The organism is Mycobacterium basiliense (genome assembly GCF_900292015.1).
Taxonomy (GTDB): domain Bacteria; phylum Actinomycetota; class Actinomycetes; order Mycobacteriales; family Mycobacteriaceae; genus Mycobacterium; species Mycobacterium basiliense.
In genome coordinates this window covers 4647607-4674524 of sequence record NZ_LR130759.1, presented here as the reverse complement: position 1 = coordinate 4674524, position 26918 = coordinate 4647607, and the positions used below count along the sequence as shown (strand labels likewise).

Below are 26918 nucleotides of genomic sequence, written 5' to 3'. Positions count from 1 at the left end.
GCTGACTGCGCCGCCGGCAAAGGTTGCCGGGACCAGCCGTTGGCTTCTCGCGACCGGGCTAGCTGAATCGCTGCGGCCGCGATGCCGTGGGTGAACCCGTCGTCCTCTGCGCCGCCGGCCTCGGTTCTTGAGCCATCGGGACGGAGAATTCCGACCGGGCGGTGCGGGTGTCTTGTGCGCAGCGGTGCGTGCCGAAACGAACGGTCGCCGGTATAGGACGCGCGGCGAGTATTAAAGGTGTTACCCGCCAAAGGTTTTAGCGTGCATGCCGCCGGCCCGGGTCGCTGCGACGGCGATCGTCTTGCTGGTCAACGTGTCGCGGTGGTGCTGGGCGATCGCCTAGCCTCGTCAAGAATTCGGAAGCGGCTACTTCGACGTTGCCGCGTCGTACTATTCGGGCAGGAATCGGGTAATCAACACTCGATGTCGGTCCGTAGCGAGGAGGCTGCGATGGCGCAGCAAGTGCAGGTCAGCGAGGAGCAAGCGAGAGCGGTTGCCGAGGAGTCGAGGCAAAGTGGTTGGGAAAAACCATCTTTCGCCAAGGAGCTGTTCCTTGGTCGCTTTCCGCTAGAACTTATCCACCCGTTTCCCGCGCCTTCGGACGTCGACGAGGCTCGCACCGAAGCATTTTTGGGAAAGCTGCGGGAGTTCCTTGATTCCGTAGACGGCAGCGTGATCGAGCGAGACGCCCAGATTCCGGATGACTACGTGAAGGGCCTAGCCAAGCTGGGGTGCTTCGGCATGAAGATTTCCTCCGCGTATGGCGGCTTGAACATGTCGCAGGTTGCCTACAACCGCGCATTGATGATGGTTTCGACGGTGCACCCCAGCCTCGGGGCATTGTTGTCGGCCCATCAGTCGATCGGGGTGCCTGAGCCGCTTAAGCTCGCCGGAACTTCCGAGCAGAAGCAGAAGTTCCTGCCGCGATGTGCCGCCGGTGCTATTTCGGCGTTTCTGCTCACTGAACCGGATGTGGGGTCGGATCCCGCTCGGCTGGGCTCGACGGCAACGCCGGTCGACGACGGACGCGCCTACGAGCTGGAGGGCGTCAAGCTCTGGACCACCAACGGAGTGGTGGCAGAACTGCTGGTGGTGATGGCCCGGGTCCCCAAGAGCGAGGGGCATCGAGGCGGAATCAGCGCATTCGTGGTGGAGGCCGATGCGCCTGGCATCACCGTGGAGCGGCGCAACAAGTTCATGGGTCTGCGGGGCATCGAAAACGGTGTCACGAGGATGCACCGCGTCCGAGTCCCCGCCGAGAACCTGATCGGCCGCGAAGGAGACGGGCTGCGGATCGCGCTGACCACACTTAACGTCGGGCGCTTGGCTCTTCCCGCGATGGCGACCGGCTCGGCTAAGTGGGCACTGAAGATAGCGCGTGAATGGTCATGCGAGCGGGTGCAGTGGGGCAAGCCGATCGGTAAGCACCAAGCCGTCGCTGAAAAGATCTCATTCATCGCCGCCACCACCTACGCGCTTGACGCGGTGGTTGAGCTTTCTGGTCAGATGGCCGACGAGGGGCGCAACGACATCCGGATCGAGGCGGCGTTGGCCAAATTGTGGTCCAGCGAAATGGCGTGTGTTATCGCCGACGAGCTGATGCAGATCCGAGGGGGCCGTGGCTATGAGACTGCGGACTCGCTCGCTGCCCGCGGCGAGCGCGCGGCACCGGTCGAGCAGGCGCTGCGCGACCTGCGAATCAACCGCATCTTTGAAGGATCCAGCGAGATCATGCGATTGTTGATCGCGCGAGAGGCGGTCGACGCTCACCTAACTGCCGCGGGCGACCTTGCAAAACCTGATGCCGCATTTCGGCAGAAGGCTGCGGCCGCGGTTGGCGCCAGCAGTTTCTACGCAAAGTGGTTGCCGAAATTGGCGTTTGGCGAGGGGCAGCGGCCGACGGCTTACGACGAGTTTGGTCCGCTCGCATCCCACCTGCGATTCGTCGAACGCAGTAGCCGCAAGCTGGCCCGCAACACGTTCTACGGGATGGCGCGTTGGCAGGCGAGTTTGGAGCAAAAGCAGGGGTTCCTGGGGAGGATCGTCGATGTTGGCGCAGAGCTCTTTGCCATGGCGGCGGTTTGTGTGCGGGCGGAATCTCAGCGGGCGGCTGATCCAGTGGTCGGCAAACAAGCCTACGAGCTGGCTGACGTCTTCTGTCAGCAAGCGACCCTGCGGGTGGAGGCGCTATTCCATGCTCTTTGGTCCAACACGGACAGCAGCGATGTGCGGTTGACAAACGACGTGCTCAAGGGTCGTTATACCTGGTTAGAGCATGGCATCGTCGATCAGTCGGAGGGAACCGGACCGTGGATAGCGGATTGGGAACCGGGTCCGTCCGCCCAGACCAACGTTGCCCGACCGATTGTCACGGTGCCGACGTCAGCCGACGCGCAGTGATAGCCGCAATGGCTGATTATGTGGCTGGTAAAGGTGAATTCAATCGAGACACCGCCTATATCACCACCCGCATCACTGCCGACGGGCGTGACGGCTATCCGGTAGAGGCGGACCGATATCGGCTTGTCGTCGCCCGCGCCTGCCCATGGGCCAACCGCGCAATTATCGTTCGGCGTTTGCTTGGTCTGGAACGCGTTCTTTCCATTGGATTTTGCGGGCCCACCCACGATAGGCGCAGCTGGACATTCGACCTTGATCCCGGGGGTGTCGACCCAATACTGAAGATTCCGCGTCTGCAGGACGCTTACTTCAGGCGTTTCCCCGATTACCCCAAAGGCATCACCGTTCCGGCCATCGTCGACGTTCCTAGCGGCGCGGTGGTCACCAACGATTTCGCGCAGATGACTTTGGACTTCTCCCTGGAATGGACGGCTCATCACCGCGACGGCGCGCCGCAGCTATACCCAGCAGAGCTGCGGCCGCAGATCGACGAGGTGAACAAAAGGGTCTACACAGAGATCAATAACGGTGTGTACCGATGCGGCTTCGCCGGCTCGCAGGATGCCTACGATGCCGCATACCGGCGGCTGTTCAACGCGTTGGATTGGGTGAGCGAGCATCTGAAGGAGCAGCGTTATTTAGTGGGGGACACCATCACCGAAGCCGATGTGCGGCTGTTCACCACTCTTGCCCGGTTCGATCCGGTCTACCACGGGCATTTCAAGTGCAATCGATGCAAGCTAAGCGAGATGCCGGTGTTGTGGGCATACGCTCGAGATCTGTTTCAGACTCCCGGCTTCGGCGACACCGTCGACTTCGTTCAAATTAAACAGCATTACTACATGGTGCACACCGACATCAATCCCACCCGCGTCGTACCTCGGGGCCCTGCACTGGCAAATTGGCTGGCGCCGCACGGCCGGGAAGCATTGGGTGGCAGGCCTTTCGGGGATGGGATACCCCCCGGGCCACCAGCGGAGAGCGAGCGGGTGCCGGCCGGTCACGGCGCGTAGAAGCCGACTCGCGGCATCGCTTCGAGCGACGGAGCCGCGTCGATTGACCCTGAGCTCGTTGTTCCGGCATGCGCTCAGATGGGACATCCCGCGGCCAGCAGGGCGCGACGAACACGCGCCAGCACCACATCGGGTCGGTTTCCTAGCATCTCGGCACTGATTCGAACAATAATCCAGCCGCAATCTTCGAGTCGGGCCAGTGGATCGATGCTACGAGTTCGGAATGCCGCAGCTGTCCCGTTCGGTGCGCTGTCGAATTCAAGGGCGACTCTCCATTCCCGCCAGCCCATGGCGACCCGGGTCAACGTCGCCCGCGCGCCGGCGGGTACCTCGATCTGGGTCTGCGGCCGGGGTAGTCCGGAGCGGATGAGGATCAGCCGAGTCCTTGTCTGGCAGGGTGATTCGGAGCCTCCGTCGACAAGAGGCAATATCTGCCGTAGCTGCACCAGTCCACGCGCACCTCGATGGCGCTCGGCGAGCAGTTCGATGTCGGCAGTCTTCACGTCTGTGGCGTGTGCCAGTGCATCGAGTCGACTCAACGCTGCAATCAGTCCTTTTCGTCTTCCGAGGTCGAAGGCGGTGCGCGCCGGCGTGGTCACCGATATCCCGTTGAGCACGCAAATTTCGTCATCCGCGAGGGTATCGCTGTGCACGGTGATGCCCCGCGCATTGTCGCGGCTTCGCCTGTTGAGTTCGGCGGGGAGCCAGTCCTCGATCCCCGCCGTGCGGTGCAATGCGGCCGCAGACAGGCCGGCCACCGTCGCGGTTCGCCCAGACCAGAGCCAGGCAGCAACGGCCCGCGTCACGGCCGTCAGATTTTGTCCACGGGGAATGTACACATTCCGGTGAACCATTTCGAAGTCGGTACGTAGCCGATGCGGTGTCACCACCTGTGCTGCCAGTGCTTCGGTGCCGCGGAACGGCCAGTCCAGAATGTCCATGCCGACACGGTGCCTGCCGGTACCGACACATCTGGCCCAACGTCGACCTGTTGGGAGAAACCGGCCGATGTCGGTGCATAGCTCCATGGCTGGGGCCACCCGGCGGCGTGGCTAGAAGCTAGAAGATAAGGCGGACCGACCATTCCGCGTGAGGTGCCTCCTGTAGCTCACCGGAGGGGTCGATCACCAGCGTTAACAACTGCACGACGATCCCGGTCAACCGGCCACGTTGTGGGTCGACCGTGGGGATCGTGACTGCCAACCTGCCGTCCGGCCGGAAGATGGTAGCGGTGGTATCGGCGGGATCCTCATACACCTGCAGCAGCCGCCACGGTGCGCGGGAAATGGCTTGGGGTACCGATAGCTGCACCGGAAAGCGTTCGCTCACCGGCAATTCGCCCTGTGTCTGCGGTGTTTGACAATCGTCGAGCCGCAGTGCACTGCAATACATGTAGGGACCGACGCGGGTCAGGTGCCCGTGTGAATACGCACTGATCTCCGGCCGCAGCGGAGCGGAGCCGCGCACCAGCAGCCATGCGCCGAAACCTGCCCCGGCGGCCAGCAATAACACCGCGACCGTGATGAGCACGGTCACCCAGCGTCTCACCGCGGCATCACCACCGCGCCACGGCGGGTGCTCTCTTGCTCCACCATGACCGGTCGGTTACCGCCCAGGCCGGGGATCAACGAGTCGCCCCGGAAGCTGACGATCGTTTGTGCCAGACCGAGGATCAGCAGGGCGCTTACGGCGGTGAAGCCGACCCACAATTCCGTGTAGATCAACACGCCAACCGCGCCGCCCAAGACCCAGGCGAGCTGCAGGGTCGACTCCGAGCGGCCGAACCCGGACGCCCGAGATTCCTCGGGCAAATCGTGTTGCAACGAAGCGTCCAGGGAGGCTTTGGCGATCGCGCTGGAACCCGAGGTCATCAGGGTAGCGATGGCAGCCACCATCAGGTTGCCGGCCACCGCGGCGGCAAGTGCAACCGCAGTCACCACCACGGTGCAGCGCACCACCACCACCGCGGGTCTGCCGAGTTGAAGGCGCGCACTGGTGAAGTTGCCGGCGAAATTGCCGATGGCGGCCGCCGCGCCAATCACGCCCAGCATGGCCAACTGAACCCACCCGTCGGCATCGTGGGCCTTGGCGACAAACGCTGGATACAAGAATAGGAAGCCCACCATCACCTTGATCGTGCAGTTGCCCCACAACGAGGTAATGATGTTGCGGCCCAGCGGTTGCCGGAGTGTGCCGCCGAGGTTCTTGACTTCTTCTGGCCAGCTTCGCCGCAACCTGCCGCTATCGCGGTGATAGCTCAACGTGGCTGGGACCTCGCCGGTGGTGACCTCGACCCAGCGCGGAATTCGCATCGATAACAAGGCACCGGCAACGGTGATTGCGACAACGACGAACAACGCGCCGGGCAGCTCGAATAGATGGGTGCAGGCGAACTCGACGCCAGCGGCGACGGCGCCACCGGCCATCGTGCCGCCGAGTAGACCGAATACCGTCAACCGGGAGTTGACCCTGACCAGATCGATGGTCGGCGGCATCACTCTTGGTGTCATGGCGCTGCGTAGCACGCTGAACGACTTGGAGAACACCATCATTGCCAGCGCGCAGGGATACAGCACCCATGATGGGAAGCTGCCGGCGACGCCGTCGTAATTCATGATCAAGACCAGCGCCAACGCGGTTCGAAGCCCGAATGACAAGGCCAGCGCGACGCGTCGGCCGTGCTGCAGTCTGTCCAGGGCGGGACCAATCAGCGGTGCGATCACGGCGAACGGGGCGATGGTGATCAGCAGGTAGAGAGCCACTTTGGATTTGCTCTCACCGCTGGCGGCGGCGAAGAACAAGGTATTGGCCAGGGCGACAGCCATGGCGGAGTCCACCGCAAAATTGGCCATCACCGGCCAGGTCAGTGCGGTAAGGCCGGACTTGTCGGCGCCATCGGCGGTGGCCGCGCGCTGGACCATCCAATACATCCGGGAACCCATTTCACGGCTGCGCATCGCAGCGGCACGGGTAACCGTGATCCGTTCGCCGCTGATGAAACCGCGCGGTGGCGTTGGATCACTGTCGTGTTGGGGCGCTGGCTCCCGGTCCAGCGGCGGGAGATAGCGGTTTGCGCTCGGCATGGGCGGCGGGCGGCGTGGACGACGCGGACGACGCGAGTCAACGTCGTCGGCCGGGTAGTTCGCCATGCCCGGGTGCTGATTGCTCGATCCGTTTCGGATCGGGCGGCCCGGGGATGGGGCCACACGGCCCGGGTTGTCACGCCGCCGTCCAGACACGAAATCAATTCTGTCCTATCCCGGCTTTCCGCGTAGGCAACCGGGTGTGGCTGGTTGCCCGTGTCTTCCGGCAGTATGGAGATGCATTGCAGAGAGGAAAGAGAGTGACCGGACCTTTCGAGGAATCCGCTGTGGCGACGATGACCGAGTGGCCTGCAGACTTGGCGTCGATACTGACGGGGGCGGCCGACCAGGCCAGGACGGCGGTCGAGGAGTTCAGCGGCGCCGACGCGGTCGGCGACTATCTGGGTGTCAGCTACGACGATCCCAACACCGCCACTCACCGATTCCTGTCGCATTTGCCTGGTTACCAGGGATGGCAGTGGGCCGTTGTGGTCGCTACCCATGGCGGCGCCGACCACGCCACCATAAGCGAGGTGGTGCTGGTTCCGGGGCCGACCGCCTTGCTGGCGCCGGCGTGGGTGCCGTGGGAGCAGCGGGTGCGACCGGGGGATTTGGGCCCGGGAGACCTGCTGGCGCCAGCCAAGGATGATCCGCGGCTGGTGCCTGGCTATAGGGCCAGCGGCGATGCGCAGATTGATGAGATCGCCGCGGAGATCGGGCTCGGCCGGCGTTGGGTGATGAGCGCGCTGGGCCGTGCCGAGGCGGCGGAACGCTGGCGCAACGGCGAGCACGGCCCCGACTCGCCGATGGCACGGTCGACCAAGCGAGTGTGTCGCGATTGCGGTTTTTTCCTGCCTCTCGCCGGATCGCTGGGTGCGATGTTTGGGGTATGTGGCAACGAACTATCTGCCGATGGCCAGGTCGTTGACAAGCAATACGGTTGTGGTGCTCACTCCGACACTCCGGCTCCGACAGGGGGTGGCTCACCGATGTACGAGCCATACGACGACGCGGTGCTCGACATCGTGGAGCGGCCAGCAGAACCGGCCGACTAGCCTTGCTCGGCGGCAGCCTTGATTTTCGCCAACGAGGCGTTCATGCCGTCGACTAATTCGCGTTCGAAGTTTGCGTTTCCGCCGAAGAACGCGTTCACCGACATGCTTGAGAATGCGCTGACACCGTTTTCGGCGTGGCGGCTTTCGATCACCCGGGTACCGGTGCCGTTCGGCTCCAGCTCATAGCTCCAAATGCTGCGATTGGTGTTTACCCGGAAAGCCAGCTTCTTCTCCGGGATGACCTCGACAACCGTGCAGGTTGTCGGCCAGAACAGGCGGTTACGGCGGTTGAAATTGAGCGTGCGGGTGCCCTGGCGCAGGGGGCCGAATTGTCGCATCCAGCGGCACTGCGGGCTCCAATCCGGCATTCGTCGGAAATCAGAGATCAGCGCCCAGACCTTCGCCGGCGGCGCGTCGATATCGACTTGTACCTGCAAAAGTGGAGTTGCCATCCGTCCTCCTGGTTTGCGGATCTATTTCTGTCCGAGGTGGGTCTCAAGTCCCGCCTGAGCTCCGCGTGCGCCACGGCGGGCCGCGGCAAGTTGCCAGACGAAGAGGCCCGTACCCAGCAATCCCACGCCTAACCCGGCCACTGTCACCGGTCGCCACGATTCAAGGCTGGGTACCAAAAACGCTGCTGTCGCGGCGGCCACCCAGGCGAGCGCACCGACTAGGATGATTGGCCATACCTCGAGGAATGCCGCCGGTAGGGGCGGCGGCTCGGGGCTTCGGCCTGGTTCGTGACTCATCGCGTTTCAACATAGCCCAGCTCGGTGACGATGCAGGCCGCGCGGCGGCGTGAGGAGGAGGCGGGCAATCCGGTACCCCGTTTGCCGTCGTTCTGATCGCGAGCCTTGGGGTTCCGTTGTAACCTCGCGCTGTGCCTGACAGCGATGCGCAGCTGGCTAGTGACCTGTCGTTGGCAGTCATGCGGCTGGCCCGCCAGCTTCGCTTTCGGAATCCGTCATCACCGGTGTCGTTGTCGCAGCTTTCGGCGCTGACGACCCTGGCCAACGAGGGTGCGATGACACCGGGTGCATTGGCGATCCGCGAGCGGGTCCGTCCGCCCTCAATGACCAGGGTGATCGCTTCGTTGGCTGACATGGGTCTGGTGGACCGCACCCCGCACCCTGTCGACGGAAGGCAGGTGGTCGTTTCGGTGTCTGGATCCGGCGCGGAACTGGTTAAGGCGGCCCGGCGGGCACGCCAGGAATGGCTGGCCGAGCGGCTGGCGACGTTGGACATTGGCAAGCGCGAAACCCTGCGCACCGCCGCCGACCTAATGTTGGCCCTCGTCGACGAAAGCCCGTGAGCGCACACGGCTTCGTTCCAGACGTCGATGTTCAGGACGTCACCGATCCCGACGACCCACGTCTTGATGATTTCCGCGACCTGAACAGCGTCGACCGCCGGCCCGATCTGCCGTCCGGCAAAGGACTGGTGATCGCCGAAGGTGTGCTGGTCGTGCAGCGCATGTTGGTGTCGCGGTTCACCCCGCGCGCATTGCTCGGCACCGACCGCAGGCTGGCCGAACTCAAAGAAGACTTGGCCGGTTGTGGGGCACCCTACTATCGAGCCTCCGCAGATGTCATGGCCAAGGCGGTCGGTTTTCACCTGAATCGTGGGGTTTTGGCCGCCGCGAGTCGGGTGGCCGAACCCAGCGTTGCCGAGGTCGTGATCGGTGCTCGTTGTATCGCCGTGCTTGAAGGCGTCAATGACCATGAGAACCTGGGGTCGATCTTTCGCAACGCGGCGGGATTGGGGGTGGACGCGGTGGTGTTCGGCAGCGGTTGTGCCGACCCGCTGTATCGTCGTGCCGTCCGCGTCTCTATGGGGCATGCGCTGTTGGTGCCGTACGCGCGAGCGGCCAACTGGCCCGCAGATCTTGGATTGCTGAAAGAATGCGGATTTCGGCTGTTGGCGATGACTCCGCACGGGGATGCGCTGACGCTGCCCGAGGCGATGGACGTGGTACGCGACCAACCGATCGCATTGTTGGTCGGTGCCGAGGGTCCGGGCCTGACGGCGGCCGCTCTGCGGATCAGTGATGGGCGGGTACGGATCCCTATGTCGCGGGGCACCGACTCACTCAACGTCGCCACGGCGGCCGCGTTGGCCTTCTACGAGCGGGCTAGGCTCGGTCCGTGAGCGACGAGCACAACCAATCTGTGCCCTGGGCAACGGGTTTGGCGGTGGCTGGTTTTGTGGCCGCGGTTACCGGAACCGCGATTGTGGTGCTTAGCCTCGGGTTGATCCGGGTGCATCCGCTGTTGGCGCTGGGTCTGAATGTGGCGGCGGTCGGTGGGCTTGCGCCTACCCTGTGGGGCTGGCGGCGCACGCTGGTGCTGCGCTGGTTTGTTCTGGGTGTGGGCGTGGGCGTGGCGACGGCGTGGACGATGCTGCTAGCGCTAAGCGCATTGGGAGGCGGCTAGCGTTGCCCGCCTGAGCGCACCCCGAGGAGCACGTCCTCCCACGCTGGGATGGGCGGCTTGCCGCGCCGGCTGCTGGCAGGTGGTTCGGCTGGAGGAGCCGGCGGAACCGGAGGTGCAGGTGGGGCCGGGGGGGCCGGGGGCGCAGGTTCGTCGAAGGCCAGGCGTGCGACCGGAGCCAATGGCCGCAGGGGAGCTTTGAAGTCGGGGTCGATCAGCTCGCTGGCACCGTGGTCGATAGCCGCGACCGTACCGCCGTGCGCCCCGGGAACGAACCGGAAATGGGCCAGGTTGTCAGAACGGCCGGCCTTCCAGGAGAGCTGCACAGTCCAGCGCCCGTCCTCGTTACGCCAGGCGTCCCAGCCAAGTCGCTCGGGATTGAGGCCGCGCGTCAGCAACGCTGCGGTGACGGTTTCCAGGAGCGTCAGCACCGCGGGGCCGTCGGCAAGTATTGGATGCGCGGCGGTTGCCAGCTCGGCGGCCCGCGATCGTTCCAACAACACCGGGTGGGCGAACCGCTGGATGCGTGCGATGTCCGACCCCGACGCGGCGGCCACCTGTTCCACAGATGCTCCGGCGCGGATGCGTGCCTGAATTTCTTTGGGACTCAGCATATTGGTGACTTCAATGTCGAGATGGGGTTGGTCAGGCGGTAGCGCCTCACCACTCAAGGCGGCCCGCAGTCGGTCATCGGCCGGCAGCCTGAACTTTTCGGATGAGTTGGCGCCTTCGCACAGGATGTATTTGCCGTCGGCGTCGAGCCCAACCACTTTGAGTTCCCGCATGGCTTCTCCTCGCAGGTTCGGTGCAACCCAGCAACGGACCTGTTACATGCAGCACTCTAGTGCAGGGGCCCGTGCAACCGGTGCTGACACGCTGGTCGGTTGCCGCCTGATGACGACAGCGTTAAAGACGCTCGACAACCCAGTCAATGCACTGGGTGAGGGCGCTGACGTCATCGGGTTCGACTGCGGGGAACATCGCGACCCGCAGTTGGTTGCGACCCAATTTGCGGTACGGCTCGGTATCGACGATGCCGTTTGCCCGCAGCGTCTTGGCGACGGCCGCGGCGTCGACGTCGTCGGCGAAGTCGATCGTGCCCACAACCTGTGAGCGCAGGGCGGCGTCGGCAACAAACGGCGTGGTGTATGGGCGTTCTTGCGCCCACGAGTACAACCGCTGCGATGAGTCCGCTGTCCGTTTGACCGCCCAGTCCAGCCCGCCGTTGCCCAACAGCCAGTCGATCTGTTCGGCCAACAACGCCAGCGTTCCGATCGCCGGTGTGTTGTACGTCTGGTTCTTGAGGCTGTTTTCGATCGCGATGGGAAGCGATAGGAAATCGGGAACCCAGCGACCGGATGCGGCAATGTTCTCGACCCGAGCCAGTGCGGCCGGGCTCATGATTGCCAGCCAGAGGCCCCCGTCGCTGGCAAAATTCTTCTGCGGTGCGAAGTAGTAGGCATCGGTGTCGTTGATATCGACGGGCAGGCCGCCGGCCCCCGAGGTGGCGTCAATAACGACCAGCGCATCGCGCGAGTCGGCGGGACGCCGTACCGGAACCGCGACACCGGTCGAAGTTTCGTTGTGCGCCCAGGCGATCACGTCCACGGACGGGTCGCCTTGCGGTTCGGGTGCGCTGCCGGGATCCGCCTTGATGATGATCGGCTCGCCGACAAACGGGTTCTTGGCGACGGCCGAGGCGAACTTCGAGCTGAATTCGCCGTAGGTCAGGTGCAACGAGCGCTTGTCGATGAGTCCGAACGCGGCAGCGTCCCAGAAGGCCGTCGCGCCGCCGTTTCCGAGAATGACCTCGTAGCCGCTGGGCAGCGAGAAGAGTTCGGCCAGGCCCGACCTCACCCGACCCACCAGATTCTTGACCGGCGCCTGCCGGTGCGACGTGCCGAACAAGGCGGCCGCGGTGGTGGTCAGCGCTTGCAACTGCTCGGGGCGGACCTTTGACGGACCGGATCCGAAGCGGCCGTCGCTGGGTTTGAGGTCAGCGGGAATTTCGAGCGAAGTCGCGAGCTGGTCAGCCATGGCATTCAGGGTAGTGAGCGGTAGCGGTCCGGCCACCCGGTGGGCCGGCAAATGCCCCGCTGAAGCCGCCCGGTGTGAGCAATCGCACACCCGATGTCCAGGCGGGGTTAGCGCACACCGACGATGACAGGTCTAGATAATTCCCGGTACCAGCGGTACCGTGTTCATCACACGTCCGAACGTCAACCTCATTGAGGAGGGCTGAAATGGCAAGGACGCGCATGGTTAGGCGTTGGCGCCGCAACATGGAGGTGCGGGACGACGCCGAGTATGTGGAGCTGCTCGCCACACTGTCCGAGGGGTCAGTGCGGCGAAACTTCAACCCGTACACCGATATCGATTGGGAGTCACCGGAGTTCGCTGTCACCGACCTCGATCCCCGGTGGATCCTCCCGGCCACCGACCCGTTGGGGCGCCACCCCTGGTATCAGGCACAGTCGGATGAACGCAAGATAAAAATCGGGATGTGGCGTCAGGCCAACGTCGCCAAGGTCGGACTGCATTTTGAGTCCATCCTGATCCGCGGGCTGATGAACTACACGTTCTGGGTGCCCAACGGGTCCCCGGAATATCGGTACTGCCTGCACGAATCGGTTGAAGAGTGCAACCACACCATGATGTTCCAGGAGATGGTGAATCGGGTTGGCGCCGACGTTCCGGGGATGCCTCGGCGGTTGCGCTGGATTTCCCCGCTGGTACCGCTGGTGGCCGGCCCGTTGCCGGTGGCGTTCTTCATCGGGGTGCTCGCCGGCGAAGAACCCATCGACCACACCCAGAAGCAGGTTTTGCGCGAAGGCAAGTCGCTACACCCGATTATGGAACGCGTGATGGCCATTCACGTGGCCGAGGAAGCGCGCCACATCTCTTTTGCTCATGAGTTTTTGCGCAAGAGATTGCCGAATTTGACGCGACGGCAGCGGTTCTGGGTTTCGCTGTACTTCCCGCTCACCATGCGGATGTTGTGTAACGCGATATTGATTCCGCCCAAGGCATTTTGGCAGGAGTTCGACATCCCGCGTGAGGTCAGAAAGGAACTGTTCTTCCGATCGCCGGAATCGCGAAAGTGGTTGCGCGACATGTTCGCCGATGTCCGAATGCTAGCCAACGACACCGGGTTGATGGAAAGTCGACTGGCCCGCCTTATGTGGCGCATCTGCAAGATCGACGGCAAGCCGTCTCGCTACCGTAGCGAGCCGCAGCGCCAGCACCTGGCGCCTGCGACAGCCGCGTAGCTTCTGCGAGTTCTCGTATGCCGCACGTTATTACTCAGTCGTGCTGTAATGACGCGTCTTGCGTCTATGCCTGCCCGGTCAACTGCATCCATCCGACGCCGGACGAGCCGGGTTTCGCCACTGCGGAAATGCTCCATATCGATCCGATTGCCTGTGTGGACTGCGGCGCCTGTGTGCGCGCCTGCCCGGTGGGCGCGATTTTGCCGGATACCAGACTCGACTCCCAGCAACTGCCGTTCGTTGAGATTAACGCGTCTCATTACCCGGACCGGCCGGCCGACGAGAAGCTGCCGCCGACATCAAAGCTGGCGCCGGTGATCCCGGCGGCGCAGGTGCATGTGCGCCGCCAGCCGTTGACGGTGGCCGTCGTCGGGTCCGGACCCGCGGCGATGTACGCCGCCGATGAGCTGCTGCTTCAGCCCGGCGTTCAGGTCAACGTGTTTGAGAAACTGCCGACGCCCTACGGGTTGGTGCGCGCCGGGGTGGCACCAGATCACCAGAACACTAAGCGAGTCACCCAGCTGTTCGACCGGGTCGCCAGCCATCGCCGCTTCCGCTTTTACCTTAACGTCGAAGTTGGCAAGCAGCTGAGCCACGCCGACCTGCTTGGCCACCATCACGCCGTCGTGTACGCGGTCGGCGCGCCCGATGATCGCAGGCTGAATATCGAGGGAATGGGTCTGCCGGGCACCGGTACCGCGACACAGATGGTCGCATGGATCAATGGTCATCCCGACTTCGCCGACCTTCCGGTTGATCTCGGCCACGAACGCGTCGTGATCATCGGCAACGGCAATGTCGCATTGGATGTCGCGCGCCTCCTGACGGCCGCCCCGGGCGACTTGGCTCGGACCGACATTGCCGACCACGCGCTGCACGCGCTGCGAGCTAGCGGAGTCCGCGAGGTCGTAATCGCTGCCCGCCGCGGGCCAGCCCACTCCGCCTTCACCCTGCCCGAACTGATCGGGCTGGCGGGTGCCTCTGACCTCGTGCTCGACGCGGACGACCACCGACGGGTACTCGGCGAGTTGGCGACCGTTTCTGGCTCGCTGGCCAAGCAAAAGCTAGAGATCTTGGCTGGCCTCGGCGACGACTCGACGACACCGTCCCGGCCCCGAATCCGGCTGGCGTATCAGCTCACGCCAAAACGTATCCTCGGCCAGCAGCGGGCAACCGGTGTGGAGTTTTCGGTGACCGGCACCGACGAGACTTTGCGCCTGGACGCGGGACTGGTGCTGACGTCAATTGGCTACCGCGGCAAGTTGATTCGAGATCTCCCCTTTGACGAGGCGAGGGCGGTCGTGCCCAATGACGAGGGTCGGGTCATCGACCCTGTTGCCGGCCAGCCTATTCCCGGGGCATACGTGGCGGGGTGGATCAAGCGCGGGCCGACCGGGTTTATCGGCACGAACAAGTCGTGCTCTTTTCAGACGGTTCAAGCTCTGGTCGCAGACTTCAATGCCGGCAGGCTGGCTGACCCGCTGGCCAAGCCGGGGGCGCTGGCCAAACTCGTGCGTGAACGCCAGCCGCATGCCATCGATTCGGCGGGATGGCGCGCCATCGATGCCGCCGAGATTGCCCGTGGTAGCGGCCAGGGCCGACCGCGCAACAAGTTCACCGACGTTGCCGACATGCTCGCTGCCGCGGCCGAGGCGCCGCAAGCGTGGTCGGCTCGCGGGCTACTGGCCGGGATCCTGGGCAGGTAGACGGCAAGGCGCCCAGTCGACAGGCCGACAAGTCCGGCGGTTGGTCAGGCGCGCCGTCACCGACACCCGTGCGACAACGCGTTACCGAGCCGCGGGCGCCGCCGGTACGACGACGCCCGCTGGCACGGACTTGCGAACCGCGTTAGCTATTCGCCTGCGCAGTCATGGCCGCTTGAATTTCTTCCATGCTGACCTCGCGCACCGGTTGCCCCAACGACCACTGGTGGCCGTACGGATCGGCCAGCACCCCATAGCGGTCTCCCCAGAACTGGTCTGCCAGCGGGGTTACCACGGTGGCGCCGGCGTCCAATGCCCGCTGGAACTTGGCGTCGACATCGGTGACCGTCAGGTGGATGGTGACCGGACTACCGCCCAGGGACTTTGGTGTCATCGACTTGCCACCACACATTTCGGGGAAGTCGTCGTTGAGCAGCACCATGAAGCCGTTGATTCGCAAGGCGGCATGGACCAATTTGCCATCGGGACCGGGTACCCGGCCCAGCTCTTCGGCGCCGAAGGCCTTGACATAGAAGTCGATGGCACCAGCGGCGTCGTCGACAACGAGGTGGGGGGACAGAGCAGGTTCGACGTTGATCGCCATGGCAGTCTCCTTACTGTGGGTTTCCCTGACGGGCCTATGAGTACTGACCCGCGCCGCGACGCAAAATCATCGCTGCGGGTTCCATTCAATCGCGGGGCACCGACAGATTTTCGCCGCCGCGGTCTGAGGTTCCGATTCCCGGTTGCGGCGGCACTGGCCTCCGCCCGGTCGCGCGCGTCAACCCCTACCTGTCGTGGAAGGCAGTCGCAGGTTGCACCGGCCCGAGATGTGAGTGTCACTTGCGATCGCCGTGCCCGATGTCGCTTGGGACCGCCGGTCAAGCTATGGGCACCGCTAGCGTCTGGCGCCGGGCGGGTTGTGGGCGAATGCTGTTTCTGGTCAGGAGTAATACTTTCGGCGTCGATCCGATCACGCTCGGATTTCGACACGCTTACCCTTTGGTGTCGAATCGAATACCAATGTGTCACAGAGCGCGCCGATGCTGGCCGAGGCGCATGGGGGATGCAACGGGGAGGAAAGGCAGGGAACGACAGGGCGCCACCGAGTAGCTTTCGCGAGGCGGTCCGCCCGGCCCCGCCAATGCAATGCACACCGACGCCGGTCGCTTGCCGGGATGCATGCTCCAACCGCGGCTGCGGGATAGCTAGGAGAGCCCGCAGAGTTCTTGGTTGCTTTTGTCCAGACCGGCATACGGGGTGGAAAGGCTGGCAAAACTATAGCTTTCGAGCACGTTGTTTGGCGGCGGCGAGCAAATTTGCGCGGCCAGCAATGCCTAGTATGTTTGCTAGAAGATCTGCGGGCCGGTGAGCGCGAGGGGAACTCGCGTGGAAAATCGAAAGACGGTTGTTTACACGGTAATTCGATGGTTCACGAACCAAACCGTGTCGTGCGTTCATCCGGGTGCCGCGGGTATCGGACTGCTTCACGACCGGGAATTACCTTGTTAATTACGACGATACGACAGCATTGACGCCGTGCCGCAACAGTGCAAACCGGGGCGGCCCGCACAGCTGAACCGGCGCAATATTGGGGCAAGGGCGGCTGTGAAATTCTCGATGACAGGACCGATGCCGTGAATTCGCCCAGCCCTCGAAACCGCTCGCGGAGGCGGGATTCGACAACTCGTAGGAGGTCACTGCGGGCCCAGATCGTTCGCTTGCATGCCCACAGCTTCGGGTGTACAACAAAGAACCTCACGTCTTCGATTTCACATTAAGGGTGCGCCGAACTGCTCAAACTCCTGACACCGCTCGACCCCGTCATCATTGAACGCTTGAGGAGAATTTGTGGGTCATGCCAGCCTCTTCGACCGGGTAGGCGCGTTGGCGGTCGTTCTGGGTGTGGGGGCTGCGGTGGTGGTCACCCCACCCATCGGATTGGCGGCACCGACGGATTCAGGCTCCTCTCAGGGTGATTCATGGGCGGATATTCCTTCGCTGCCGGCGGCATCGGACACCGCGTTGGCGCCGATCCCGGGCGCGAGCCTACCGGGGGTCACTGCGCAGCAGGTCGATCCGAGCAGCATCCCGGAAGATATTCTCACCGCCGTCATTAACTTTCTGGCGGCGGTGCGTAACGGTGTCGTGCCGATCTTGGCGAACCGCACTCCGGTGGCGACCCCACAGCAGGTCAGCATTCCGGAGAACGGCAGCACGGGTCCGGTTCCGTTTACCGCCTACGATCCCGACGGCAACAGGATGACCTTCAAGGTCAATCCGCGAGGTACACCGGGGGGACCTCAACACGGTGTTGTCGCCATCGACCAACGAAACGCCAGCTTCGTCTATACCGCCGATCCGAATTTCGTTGGCAGTGACACCTTTACCGTCGCAGTTAGCGATGACACCAGCCTGCATGTCCACGGTCTGGCGGGATATTTGGGGCCATTCCATGGCCACGACGACGTCGCCACCGTCACCGTCTTTGTCGGCAACACCCCCACCGACACGATTAGCGGCGACTTCAGCATGCTGACCTACAACATCGCCGGGCTGCCGTTCCCGCTCTCCAGCGCAATTCTGCCGCGTTTCCTGTTCACCAAGGAGATTGGGAAGCGGCTCAACGGCTTCTTCGTGTCGAATGTTCAGGAGGATTTTAGCTACCACGCGTTCCTGATCAAGAGATCCAGGATGCCCAGCCAGACACCACCCAGCCCGCCTACCCTGCTGTGGCCGATCGGTGTGCCCTTCTCCGACGGGCTTAACACCCTGGCCGTGTTCAAGGTGAAACGGCTCGATCGTCAGACGTGGTGGCAGTGCGATGCCGATAACTGCCTGACGGTCAAAGGCTTCAGCTACAGCCAGCTGCAACTTCCGGGGGGAAACACCCTGGACCTGTACAACCTGCACACGAACACCGGCGGCGGGGCACTCACCAATGCCAACCTCGCGCAACTCTCCAACTATATTCAGCAGAATTCCGCGGGTCGTCCGGTCATCGTCACCGGGGACTTCAACGCCCGGTATTCGGATGACCAAAGTGGCCTCCTGCAATTTGCGCAGAACAATTCGCTCACCGACGCCTGGGTGGAGGTGCAGCACGGTCCCACCACGCCGCCCTTCGCACCGACCTGCATGGTGGGCAATGAATGTGAATTGCTCGACAAGATCTTCTATCGCAGTGGCGTAGGAGTGACGCTACACGCGACCGCCTACAGCAACGAGGCGCCAAACTTCTTGAACTCCAAGGGACAACCGCTATCGGATCACAGTCCACCGGCGGTCACCTTTCAGTACGAAACCACCAATGTGTCTGCCCCGCCCTAACCTAAGTCTCGGCGTTGAGGATGGCGGCGATACCGATCCGGATCTAGGCGTTGCTCAACACCCGATCCCAGCCCGTGACAGCCTCCGGACTCCGCGGACCGGGCCCCACGTAAATGGCCGACGGCCGGACCAGCTTGCCCAGGCGCTTTTGCTCGAGAATGTGGGCGCACCAGCCCGCGGTGCGGCCACAGGTGAACATGGCCGGCATCATGTTGGCCGGCACCTGTGCAAAGTCAAGGATGACGGCGGCCCAAAACTCGACATTGGTTTCGATGGCTCGGTCTGGTCGGCGTTCCCGCAGCTCGGCTAGTGCTGCCTGCTCGAGGGCTACGGCGACCTCGTAGCGCGGTGCGCCCAGCCGCTCGGCCGTTGCGCGCAACACGCGCGCCCGCGGGTCCTCCGCGCGATAGACCCGGTGCCCGAAACCCATCAGCTTCTCACCGCGGTCCAGGATTCCTTTGACCAATCCACGCGCATCGCCGGTGTGTTCCACCTCTTCGATCATGGGCAGCACCCGGGCCGGAGCCCCGCCGTGCAGCGGTCCACTCATTGCGCCAATGGCACCGGATAGTGCCGCCGCTACGTCAGCACCGGTTGAGGCGATCACGCGTGCGGTGAAGGTCGACGCGTTCATGCCGTGCTCGGCGGCCGACACCCAATAGGCGTCAATGGCTTCGATATGCCTGGGGTCCGGGTCCCCTTGCCAGCGGGTCATGAAACGTGCCGTGACCGTTGAACATTCATCAATGACTCGTTGCGGAACCGCAGGTTGATAGATGCCACGGGCGGATTGTGCAACGTAGGACAGCGCCATTACCGACGCGCGAGCGAGCTGCTCGCGGGCGGTGCCATCGTCAATGTCGAGCAATGGTGCGTAACCCCAGATCGGCGCCAGCATCGCTAGTCCGGCCTGCACGTCGACGCGCACATCACCGGTGTGTATCGGCAGCGGAAACGGCTCCGCCGGCGGCAGCCCGCGGCCGAATTCCCCGTCCACCAGTAGCGCCCAGACATCACCGAATGTGACCCGCAGACTCACCAGGTCTTCGATATCGACGCCGCGGTAACGCAGCGCCCCCCCGTCCTTATCCGGCTCGGCAATCTCGGTGGTGAAGGCAACCACGCCATTTAGACCTGGGACAAAGTCTTCCGGGACCACAGTCATACGAAAATTCTCGCACTCCACCTGTGGGCGGACACTACCGCCTAGTAGCTACACCGGTAGCGTTGGCACGGTGACGGGGCCGCGCGACGACCAGCAACTGGCCGCGATGCGTGTGGAGTACGGGTCCATCGAGAAAGACGGCGACCCAGACCTGGACGCGGATTGGCTGGCTGACGGGTGGCTTGCGCTGTTTCGCAAGTGGATGGCCGACGCAGAGCGCGCGGGCGTCGCCGAGCCCAACGCGATGGTGCTGGCTACCGTCTCGGAGGGCCGCCCGGTCACCCGCTCGGTGTTGTGCAAGGCCGCGGATGAGGCCGGGATCACGTTCTTCACCAGTTACGACTCCGCCAAGGGCGCCCAGCTGGCGGCGACGCCATACGCGTCGGTGACGTTTCCTTGGTACCAGCTGGGTCGGCAAATCCACGTTCGAGGCCCGGTGGGTCGGGTGGATCCTCAGGTGACCGAGGACTATTGGTCCAAGCGACCGCGTGGTTCTCAGCTGGGTGCCTGGGCGTCGCGCCAGTCGCAGCCGATTGCGTCGCGGGCGGCGCTGCTCGACCAACTCGCCCAGGTAACGGCGCGCTTTGCCGACTCGGATCGCATCCCCGTACCACCGAATTGGGGCGGTTACGTGATTGCACCCGAGATCGTGGAGTTCTGGCAGGGTCGGGAAAACCGAGTGCACAACCGGATTCGGGTCATCGGATCGCGAATCGAACGCCTGCAGCCCTGATAGCGGCATAGACGCCCGCGTAGTACGCAAAATCTGCTTAATTACTTGCGTGCAACAAAATCGGAATTAGATTCTGATTCGCTTATCGTGGCGAACCAAATTTGACACCGATGGGTATGTGGCCCGTATCTTGTGCTGCCAACGACAGTGTTAATTCAACACCCTATTGCAGAATGCGATTTTAGAAAGAAGTTTTGGTCGTGTGTCCGTCAGAGAGCGGTTAGATCGATGATGAAGCGCGACCCCGCTGTTGCCGTTGTGTGTGCAGGCATGTCTGGACTGTGCCTAGCAATCAGGTTGCTGACCAACGGGATTGAGAATGTCGCCACTCTGTATGAGAAGGCCAGCGATGTGGGCGGAACCTGGCGTGACAACACCTATCCGGGTTTGGTCTGCGATGTTCCTTCGCGGCTCTACCAGTACTCCTTTGCGAAGAATCCGCAGTGGTCTAGCCTTTTCTCGTCGGGGCGCGAAATCCATTCCTATTTTCGTGAAGTGACTGATTACTATCGACTAAGGGAGAGGATTCGGTTCGGGACGGAAATCGCTGGCGCGCGATTCGACAACGGCAGCTGGTGGGTGCGGACCACCGCCGGAGAGGAGTCGAAATTCGTTTTCTTGATCGCGGCGACCGGATTGCTGCACCATCCCCACCTACCCGACATCGACGGCTTGGAGCACTTCGCTGGCAGCGCCTTCCACTCGGCTCGCTGGAATCACCAGGTGGTGCTCAAAGACCGCCGCATCGCGGTGATCGGAACCGGATCTACTGGTGTCCAACTGGTTTCCGCCCTCGCCGGCGTGGCCGCGAAGCTCACCATGTTCCAGCGCACGTCGCTAGTGGATTCTGCCCTGGCCAAACCGCACATATTCGAAGCTGACTCGTGCGATCTACCGCGCTGCTCCGTGGCTTGATTCGTTGGCCTACAAGGCATGGGGATGTGTCTTCGAGCAGTTTACGGCGGCACTGACTCAAACCGGGCTGGCATCGCCGGGGGCGCGGGTGACGTGCCGCGCCAGCCTAGTCTGGTCCGTGACCCGGATTTGCGCCAGGCACTGACGCCTGATTACCAACCAATGTGCAAACGTTTGGTGATGTCCGCCGGCTTCTACCGGGCGATCCAGCGGGACGATGTCGAACTGGTCACCAGCGGCATCGATCACGTCCAACACCGGGGCATGGTGACCGACGAGGGCATGCTGCACGAGGTGGATGTCATCGTGCTCGCCACCGGGTTTGACTCGCACGCCATTTTTTCGGCCAATGCAGCTGACCGGTCGCGGTGGCCTCAAGATCGACGACGTCTGGGAGGGCGGTCCATACGCCTTCCTCACCGTCGCCATACCGGGTTTCCCGAACTTCTTCATGATGTTGGGACCGCATAGTCCGGTGGGAAATTTCCCTCTGACCGGCATCGCCGAATCACAGGCCGATCACATTCTGCGGTGGATTCAGCGGTGGCGCCACCACGAGTTCGACACGGTTGAGGCGACCGCATCGGCGACCGAAGAATTCAATTCCAAATTGCGAGCTGCAATGCCCAACACCGTGTGGACGTCAGGCTGTGATAGTTGGTACCTGAACAAAGACGGAGTGCCGGAAGTTTGGCCTTTTGCGCCGGCTGAACACCGAGCCATGCTCGCGAAACCTGATCTTGAACAATTCGACCTGCGTTGTTGATCCGCGGCAGGTTGGCAGGGCAAGGATGGCGAAGGTGACCAAAATTGCCAGGTTTGATCGACGAGCCTAAGGTCAGCAAACTCGACGCGGGGCAGGTGCCTGGTCGTGGCAACGCCACGGTCGTGCGCGTCAACGCGGCCTTCGATTCCAAGCGCCGCAGAGGTTTTGACAACATCGCGGTCGTTAGCACCATGGCGAGGCGAATGTCGCCGCGTGGCTGGTGACGATCGGCGAGCAGCGGAGGTAGTCCCGCGGTCGACTGACCGCGGTGTGGCAGCGGGTGCCCGCTCGACCGTTTACTGCGCCTTTAGCGCCGCGTGTGCAGGGTGCACAGTGGTCGGCCGATAGCTGTAGCGATTTTGCTCTTGGGCGATTGTCATTTGCGCGGGATTCTGCGAGCGGGAATGCGTCCGTCGGAGATATATTCGGGGTGGCGTTGTCCGCATCTCCATTCAATGCTTGCCACCGAATGCCAGTCGCCACCTGGTTTGCCACAGGTTGTTGGGAGATTCAGATGTCCTTTGTGGTTGTTGCACCGGAATTTTTGACGTCGGCAGCAACGGATTTAGCAAACATCGGTTCGGCGATCAGCGCGGCGAGTAATGCCGCCGCGGTCTCGACCGCCGAGGTTCTGCCCGCGGCCGCTGACGAGGTGTCGGCCGCTATCGCGGCGCTGTTCGGCGCCCACGCCCGGGAGTATCAGACCATCAGTGCGCAAGCGGCTGCGTTCCACGACCGGTTTGTGCAGACCCTGTCCGGTGGTGCGAGCTGGTATGGGGCCGCCGAGGCGGCCAATGTCGAGCAGAATTTGCTGGCGCTGATCAATGCGCCCACCCAGGCGCTGCTGGGCCGCCCGCTGATCGGCGACGGCGCCAACGGTGCGCCCGGGACGGGGCAGGCCGGCGGGGCGGGCGGCATCTTGTATGGCAATGGTGGCGCCGGTGGATCCGGGGCGCCCGGGCAAGCTGGTGGGGCGGGCGGAGCGGCTGGCTTGATCGGCACCGGTGGTGCCGGCGGCTCGGGCGGGGTTGGCGTGAGCACCGGTGCCCCAGCAGCGGGGATGCCCGGCGGAAACGGCGGCGCCGGTGGCCTGCTGTGGGGTAGCGGCGGCATCGGCGGGGCCGGTGGCGTCGGCGCGGCCGGCGGGTCCGGCGGTGTCGGCGGTCACGGCGGCACCGGGGGGCTGCTGTACGGCAACGGCGGGGCCGGCGGTGTTGGTGGTGTCGGCGAACTCGGAGGCAACGGCGGTGACGGTGGGGCCGCACGGTTGTTCGGCAATGGCGGCGTAGGCGGGGCCGGTGGCGACGGACTTGCCGCTACCTCAGGTTCGGCGGCACTCACCCCGGGGGCATCCGGCGGTAACGGCGGTAACGGAGGCAGCGGCGGCAACGGGGGTACCGGCGGGTCCGGCGGGGCGCTGATCGGCAACGGTGGGGCCGGCGGGAGCGGTGGACACGGCGCGGACGGCGGAGTCGGCGGTGCCGGCGCCGCCGGTGCCGGCGGTGCCAGCGCTGGGGCGAATGGCGGTAGCGGCGGCAACGGCGGGATCGGCGGGGTCGGTGGTGACGGCGGTGACGGTGGAGCCGGAGGCGCCGGTGGCTTGCTCGGCGTTGCGGGCAGTCACGGTGTTGGCGGGTCCGGTGGTGCCGGCGGCTCCGGCGGGATTGCCGGCAATGGCGGCAGTGGCGCGGCGGGCGCAGCCGGAGTCAACGCCGGTGCTGGCGGGAATGGTGGAAACGGCGGTGACCCCGGTACCGGCGGGGCCGGTGGGTCCGGCGGCGCCAGCGGTGGAGGCGGGCGCGCTGCAGACGGCGCGGCCGGTATTACGCCCACCAGCGGTGGTGACGGCGGCAAGGGCGGCAACGGTGCCAACGCCATCGGCACCGGAAAGGCCGGCGGGGACGGTGGCAAGGGCGGTGACGGTGGTCTGGTCGGTGACGGCGGAGCAGGTGGAACCGGCGGCGACGGTTTCAACGGGTCCTCGGGTGTTTCCTCCAAATCAGGTGGCGACGGCAGCCAGGGCGGACAGGGTGGAGCCGGCGGCAACGGCGGACTCCAGGCGGGTAACGGTGGGGACGGTGGGGCCGGCGGGGCCGGCGGTAAGGGTGGAGCCGGCGGCAATGGGAACAACGGTTTCGACGGCCTCAGCCCGGGTGCGGACGGTCAGGCCGGTGGCAACGGTGGTGACGGCGGCAACGGCGGGGCCGGCGGCGACGGTGGCGCCGGCGGTAGCGCGCTGGCGGCCTCGGGTCACGACGGCAGCCACGGAGTCGGTGGAGTTGGCGGCGACGGCGGGAACGGCGGGACGCCCGGTAATGGTGGCAACGGCGCGACCGGCACATGGGATCACAACTCCGGTGTCGGCGGGGCCGGAGGCCACGGCGGTAACCCCGGCAGCGGGGGGGTCGGCGGGGCCGGTGGCGACAGCGGCGGTGGCACTCACAGTGCGGCCGGCGCCAAGGGGACCACGCCCACCACAGGCGGCAACGGCGGTAAAGGCGGCAACGGCGCAGACGCCCTGGCTTTCGGCCAGACCGGCGCCGAGGGGGGCAAGGGTGGTGACGGTGGGCGGGTCGGCAACGGAGGCAACGGCGGCAACGGCGGAACCGGCGGCGACGGCCTAAATGGCGTGACGTTCAACCTTCCCGGTGCGTCCGGCTCGGACGGAGAAACGGGTGGGACCGGCGGGGCTGGCGGGGCCGGTGGATCCGGCGGCATGAATGCCGGCAACGGCGGCATGGGCGGGACCGGTGGCACCGGCGGGACCGGCGGGGCCGGTGGCAACGGCATCGACGGAGCCGACGGCGCCAGCGCGGGCGCCAGCGGTAAGGACGGGGGTAACGGCGGGGCCGGCGGTAAAGGCGGGACCGGCGGTGACGGCGGGGCGGGCGGAGCGGCGCCCGCGGGTACACCCGGGAGCCAAGGCGCCGGCGGGAACGGCGGGAAGGGCGGCGCGGGCGGATTTGCCGGTGGCGGCGGTGACGGTATCGATGGGGCCGACGGCGCATCCGTGGGCGCCGACGGCCAGAGCGGCGGTAACGGCGCGAACGGCGGTAAGGGAGGGAACGGCGGCGCTGGCGGGGACGGCGGGGCCGGGCCCGCCGGCACGACCGGAAGCCAAGGCGCCGGCGGGAACGGCGGCGACGGCGGTGCTGGTGGCCTCGCCGGTGACGGTGGCAACGGCGCAAACGGCTCAACTCTGGTTGCTGCCGACGGCGGTACCGGCGGGAACGGCGGGAACGGCGGCAACGCCGGGTCTGGCGGGGCGGGCGGGCTCGGTGGCTCCGGCTCCACCACGGGCGCCAACGGCGCGAACAACACCACGGCGATCAACGGCGGCACCGGCGGCAATGGCGGCGATGGCGGCAATGCGAGGCCCACCTCCGGGGCCGGCGGGGCTGGCGGGACTGGCGGGGACGGCGGCAATGCCGGCCAATTCGGCGATGGTGGCGCCGGCGGGAGCGGCGGGTCCGGCGGCATTGGCAGCGCCGCCATTACGGGCACCGGTGGCGCGGGCGGAGAGGGCGGTGCGGGTGGGAACGGCGGCGCCGGGGGGCAGGTCCGCGGGGCTGGCGGTCTCGGCGGGGACGGCGGCGACGGCGGCACCAGCGGAACCGGCCGCATCGGCGCCGACGGTGGTGCCGGCGGAGCCGGTGGCACTGGCGGGCAGTTCGGCAATGGCGGTGGCGGTGGCACCGGCGGTGACGGTGGCCGCGGCGGCACCGGCGCCGATGGCGGCAGCGGTGGTGCCGGTGGGAACGCCGGCAATGCGGGGCTGTTCGGCGACGGCGGGTCTGGCGGCACCGGCGGGACCGGTGGGCAAGGCGGTGGCGGCAAAGCCGGCGTGGTTGGCAGCGGCGGCAACGCCGGAAATGGCGGCCTGGGCGGGAACGGCGGGGCCGCGACCGGCAACGGCGGCGCCGGTGGAAAAGGCGGGGTCGGGGGCACCGGTGGGGACGGCCAGATCGGCAACACTGGCAGCAGCGGCAGCACCGGCACGTTCGACGGTGGCGGGAATGGTCGCGGCGGCGATGGCGGCGACGGCGGCACCGGCGGCACCGGCGGCAACGGCGGCATCGGCGGCAATGGCGGGGCCGGCGGCAAAGCGCTGGCGGTTTCGGGCCAGGACGGCAAGACCGGGGCCGGCGGAGCCGGCGGGGTCGGCGGCACCGGCGGCCAGGGTGGCTTCGGCGGCTCCGGCGGTAGTGGCGCCAACGGGGACAGCGCCCACGCGGCCGGCACCGGTGGCACCGGTGGCACTGGCGGTGCCGGCGGTAGTGGTGGCACCGGCGGTGCCGGCGGCTCCGGCTCCAGCACAGGCGCGACCGGCAAGACGGGCGCGACGGGCGGTGCTGGCGGGGGTGGCTTCGGCGGGAACGGTGGCCTCGGCTCGGCCTTCGGACCTGGCGGTAGCGGCGGCACCGGCGGCACCGGCGGCATCGGCGTCAACGGTGCGAGTGGTGGCACCGGTGGCACCGGTGGCACCGGTGGTTTCGGCCTCGATGGTTCTGGCGGTGGAAACGGCGGCAATGGCGGGGCTGGCGGCGACAGCTTCGGTGGGATCGCTGGCGACGGTGGGCAGGGCGGCCAAGGCGGCAACGGCGGAGACGCCTTCATCGGCACCGCGTCCGGCGGACCTGGCGGCAAAGGCGGGAACGGCGGAACGGGCGGCACCGCGCACGTCGGGCCGGTTAACGTGGGGGGCAAGACTGGAGACGACGGGCAATTCGGACCCCCCGTGGTCGACTCCCATGGCGGGACCGGCGGCCAAGGTGGCGCCGGTGGTGCGGGCGGCCGCTTCTGATTGCGAGCTTTCCGCCAGCGGACAAGACACGAACGGTTCCACGAGGGCCTGGGGACGTCGTCCAGCACGGCATAGACAGTCCCGGACGTTCCCGGGCGGTCCCGGGTTTCCCGCGACTTTGCCGCCGCCCAGGATCGACATTCGCCTGCCGACTGCCGCTGGACCACCGGCCGGCAGAGACGGTAAACCGCGGGTTGGCAGTTGGGGATTGGCGGAGAAAATTGGTCGGGCACATGGCGTTTCCGGTCCGGCC

At 65.2% G+C, this 26918-nt stretch carries 20 protein-coding genes and 1 pseudogene; 12 read left to right on the top strand and 9 right to left on the bottom strand.

Annotated elements, in window-relative coordinates; all coding sequences use genetic code 11:
- The first annotated feature begins 450 nt into the window (after positions 1–450).
- Both MB901379_RS19680 and MB901379_RS19675 read left to right on the top strand, forming a co-directional pair.
- Positions 451–2400 (top strand): acyl-CoA dehydrogenase family protein, encoded by a 1950-nt coding sequence (locus MB901379_RS19680; protein ID WP_158018139.1) that lies wholly within the window; start codon positions 451–453, stop codon positions 2398–2400.
- An 8-nt stretch (positions 2401–2408) separates the two neighbouring features.
- Complete coding sequence (locus MB901379_RS19675) at positions 2409–3413, top strand: glutathione S-transferase family protein (RefSeq protein WP_158018138.1); 1005 nt, start codon at positions 2409–2411, stop codon at positions 3411–3413.
- 74 nt (positions 3414–3487) lie between these two features.
- Here the strand turns inward: MB901379_RS19675 and MB901379_RS19670 are convergent, their stop codons facing one another.
- From MB901379_RS19670 to MB901379_RS19660, 3 genes are all read right to left on the bottom strand, one after another.
- Positions 3488–4354: a type IV toxin-antitoxin system AbiEi family antitoxin gene (locus MB901379_RS19670; protein ID WP_158019323.1), complete on the bottom strand. Its 867-nt coding sequence runs from the start codon at positions 4352–4354 to the stop codon at positions 3488–3490.
- A 118-nt stretch (positions 4355–4472) separates the two neighbouring features.
- A complete protein-coding gene (locus MB901379_RS19665; RefSeq protein WP_158018137.1) occupies positions 4473–4961 on the bottom strand; it encodes a DUF2771 domain-containing protein in 489 nt (162 codons plus the stop codon).
- On the bottom strand, positions 4958–6619 hold the full coding sequence (locus MB901379_RS19660) for an MFS transporter (protein WP_158019322.1): 1662 nt from the start codon (positions 6617–6619) through the stop codon (positions 4958–4960). Before MB901379_RS19660 ends, MB901379_RS19665 begins: the two co-directional genes overlap by 4 nt.
- A 137-nt stretch (positions 6620–6756) precedes the next feature.
- Here MB901379_RS19660 and MB901379_RS19655 point away from each other — a divergent pair, with 137 nt between their 5' ends.
- Positions 6757–7551, top strand: coding sequence for a DUF3027 domain-containing protein (locus MB901379_RS19655; RefSeq protein ID WP_158018136.1), 795 nt, complete (start codon positions 6757–6759; stop codon positions 7549–7551).
- Here the strand turns inward: MB901379_RS19655 and MB901379_RS19650 are convergent.
- A complete protein-coding gene (locus MB901379_RS19650) occupies positions 7548–8003 on the bottom strand; it encodes an SRPBCC family protein (protein WP_158018135.1) in 456 nt (151 codons plus the stop codon). The two genes, MB901379_RS19655 and MB901379_RS19650, sit on opposite strands and share 4 nt — an antisense overlap.
- 21 nt (positions 8004–8024) lie before the next feature.
- The gene (locus tag MB901379_RS19645) at positions 8025–8300 is read right to left on the bottom strand and encodes a DUF2530 domain-containing protein (RefSeq protein ID WP_158018134.1); all 276 of its coding nucleotides are present in this window, start codon (positions 8298–8300) and stop codon (positions 8025–8027) included.
- 131 nt (positions 8301–8431) lie between these two features.
- On the opposite strand from MB901379_RS19645, the gene MB901379_RS19640 reads away from it, so the two are divergent.
- Genes MB901379_RS19640 through MB901379_RS19630 form a run of 3 tightly spaced genes read left to right on the top strand, consistent with a single transcriptional unit; the run spans position 8432 to position 9983 of the window.
- Positions 8432–8863 carry an Rv0880 family HTH-type transcriptional regulator gene (locus MB901379_RS19640; protein WP_158018133.1) on the top strand — a complete coding sequence of 144 codons (432 nt, stop codon included), beginning with the start codon at positions 8432–8434 and terminating at the stop codon, positions 8861–8863.
- A complete protein-coding gene (locus MB901379_RS19635; protein ID WP_232021909.1) occupies positions 8860–9699 on the top strand; it encodes a TrmH family RNA methyltransferase in 840 nt (279 codons plus the stop codon). Before MB901379_RS19640 ends, MB901379_RS19635 begins: the two co-directional genes overlap by 4 nt.
- Positions 9696–9983, top strand: coding sequence for a DUF2537 domain-containing protein (locus tag MB901379_RS19630; RefSeq protein ID WP_158018131.1), 288 nt, complete (start codon positions 9696–9698; stop codon positions 9981–9983). The genes MB901379_RS19635 and MB901379_RS19630 overlap by 4 nt, the downstream gene beginning before the upstream one ends.
- On the opposite strand, the gene sepH is transcribed toward MB901379_RS19630, so the two are convergent.
- Entirely contained in the window at positions 9980–10765 is a 786-nt protein-coding gene (gene sepH / locus MB901379_RS19625) for a septation protein SepH (protein WP_158018130.1), read from the bottom strand. The two genes, MB901379_RS19630 and sepH, sit on opposite strands and share 4 nt — an antisense overlap.
- Before the next feature lie 121 nt (positions 10766–10886).
- Positions 10887–12017, bottom strand: coding sequence for a phosphoserine transaminase (gene serC, locus MB901379_RS19620; RefSeq protein WP_158018129.1), 1131 nt, complete (start codon positions 12015–12017; stop codon positions 10887–10889).
- A gap of 206 nt (positions 12018–12223) precedes the next feature.
- Between serC and MB901379_RS19615 the strand changes: the two genes are divergently transcribed.
- Both MB901379_RS19615 and MB901379_RS19610 read left to right on the top strand, forming a co-directional pair.
- On the top strand, positions 12224–13249 hold the full coding sequence (locus MB901379_RS19615; protein ID WP_158018128.1) for an AurF N-oxygenase family protein: 1026 nt from the start codon (positions 12224–12226) through the stop codon (positions 13247–13249).
- Between the two features lie 17 nt (positions 13250–13266).
- Entirely contained in the window at positions 13267–14955 is a 1689-nt protein-coding gene (locus MB901379_RS19610; protein WP_158018127.1) for an FAD-dependent oxidoreductase, read from the top strand.
- Positions 14956–15097: 142 nt separating this feature from the next.
- Here MB901379_RS19610 and MB901379_RS19605 read toward each other — a convergent pair whose 3' ends face one another.
- Positions 15098–15556 carry a VOC family protein gene (locus tag MB901379_RS19605; protein WP_158018126.1) on the bottom strand — a complete coding sequence of 153 codons (459 nt, stop codon included), beginning with the start codon at positions 15554–15556 and terminating at the stop codon, positions 15098–15100.
- A 1247-nt stretch (positions 15557–16803) separates the two neighbouring features.
- Here MB901379_RS19605 and MB901379_RS19600 point away from each other — a divergent pair.
- Positions 16804–18282 carry an endonuclease/exonuclease/phosphatase family protein gene (locus MB901379_RS19600; RefSeq protein WP_158018125.1) on the top strand — a complete coding sequence of 493 codons (1479 nt, stop codon included), beginning with the start codon at positions 16804–16806 and terminating at the stop codon, positions 18280–18282.
- A gap of 43 nt (positions 18283–18325) precedes the next feature.
- On the opposite strand, the gene MB901379_RS19595 is transcribed toward MB901379_RS19600, so the two are convergent.
- The gene (locus tag MB901379_RS19595; RefSeq protein ID WP_158018124.1) at positions 18326–19447 is read right to left on the bottom strand and encodes a citrate synthase 2; all 1122 of its coding nucleotides are present in this window, start codon (positions 19445–19447) and stop codon (positions 18326–18328) included.
- 70 nt (positions 19448–19517) lie between these two features.
- Here MB901379_RS19595 and pdxH point away from each other — a divergent pair, with 70 nt between their 5' ends.
- The 3 genes and pseudogenes from pdxH (at position 19518) to MB901379_RS19580 (ending at position 26665) form a co-directional block, all read left to right on the top strand.
- Positions 19518–20180, top strand: a complete 663-nt coding sequence (gene pdxH, locus MB901379_RS19590) for a pyridoxamine 5'-phosphate oxidase (RefSeq protein ID WP_269462769.1) — start codon at positions 19518–19520, stop codon at positions 20178–20180.
- Between the two features lie 228 nt (positions 20181–20408).
- Positions 20409–21861, top strand: a pseudogene (locus MB901379_RS19585) (flavin-containing monooxygenase).
- 514 nt (positions 21862–22375) lie between these two features.
- On the top strand, positions 22376–26665 hold the full coding sequence (locus MB901379_RS19580; protein WP_158018123.1) for a PE family protein: 4290 nt from the start codon (positions 22376–22378) through the stop codon (positions 26663–26665).
- The last annotated feature ends 253 nt before the right edge of the window (positions 26666–26918 follow it).

Coding starts and splice junctions, on each gene's coding strand:
- MB901379_RS19680 (WP_158018139.1), top strand. CDS start 451: ATGGCGCAGCAAGTGCAGGTCAGCGAGGAGCAAGCGAGAGCGGTTGCC.
- MB901379_RS19675 (WP_158018138.1), top strand. CDS start 2,409: ATGGCTGATTATGTGGCTGGTAAAGGTGAATTCAATCGAGACACCGCC.
- MB901379_RS19670 (WP_158019323.1), bottom strand. CDS start 4,354: ATGGACATTCTGGACTGGCCGTTCCGCGGCACCGAAGCACTGGCAGCA.
- MB901379_RS19650 (WP_158018135.1), bottom strand. CDS start 8,003: ATGGCAACTCCACTTTTGCAGGTACAAGTCGATATCGACGCGCCGCCG.
- MB901379_RS19645 (WP_158018134.1), bottom strand. CDS start 8,300: ATGAGTCACGAACCAGGCCGAAGCCCCGAGCCGCCGCCCCTACCGGCG.
- sepH (WP_158018130.1), bottom strand. CDS start 10,765: ATGCGGGAACTCAAAGTGGTTGGGCTCGACGCCGACGGCAAATACATC.
- serC (WP_158018129.1), bottom strand. CDS start 12,017: ATGGCTGACCAGCTCGCGACTTCGCTCGAAATTCCCGCTGACCTCAAA.
- MB901379_RS19615 (WP_158018128.1), top strand. CDS start 12,224: ATGGCAAGGACGCGCATGGTTAGGCGTTGGCGCCGCAACATGGAGGTG.
- MB901379_RS19610 (WP_158018127.1), top strand. CDS start 13,267: ATGCCGCACGTTATTACTCAGTCGTGCTGTAATGACGCGTCTTGCGTC.
- MB901379_RS19605 (WP_158018126.1), bottom strand. CDS start 15,556: ATGGCGATCAACGTCGAACCTGCTCTGTCCCCCCACCTCGTTGTCGAC.
- MB901379_RS19595 (WP_158018124.1), bottom strand. CDS start 19,447: ATGACTGTGGTCCCGGAAGACTTTGTCCCAGGTCTAAATGGCGTGGTT.
- MB901379_RS19580 (WP_158018123.1), top strand. CDS start 22,376: ATGTCCTTTGTGGTTGTTGCACCGGAATTTTTGACGTCGGCAGCAACG.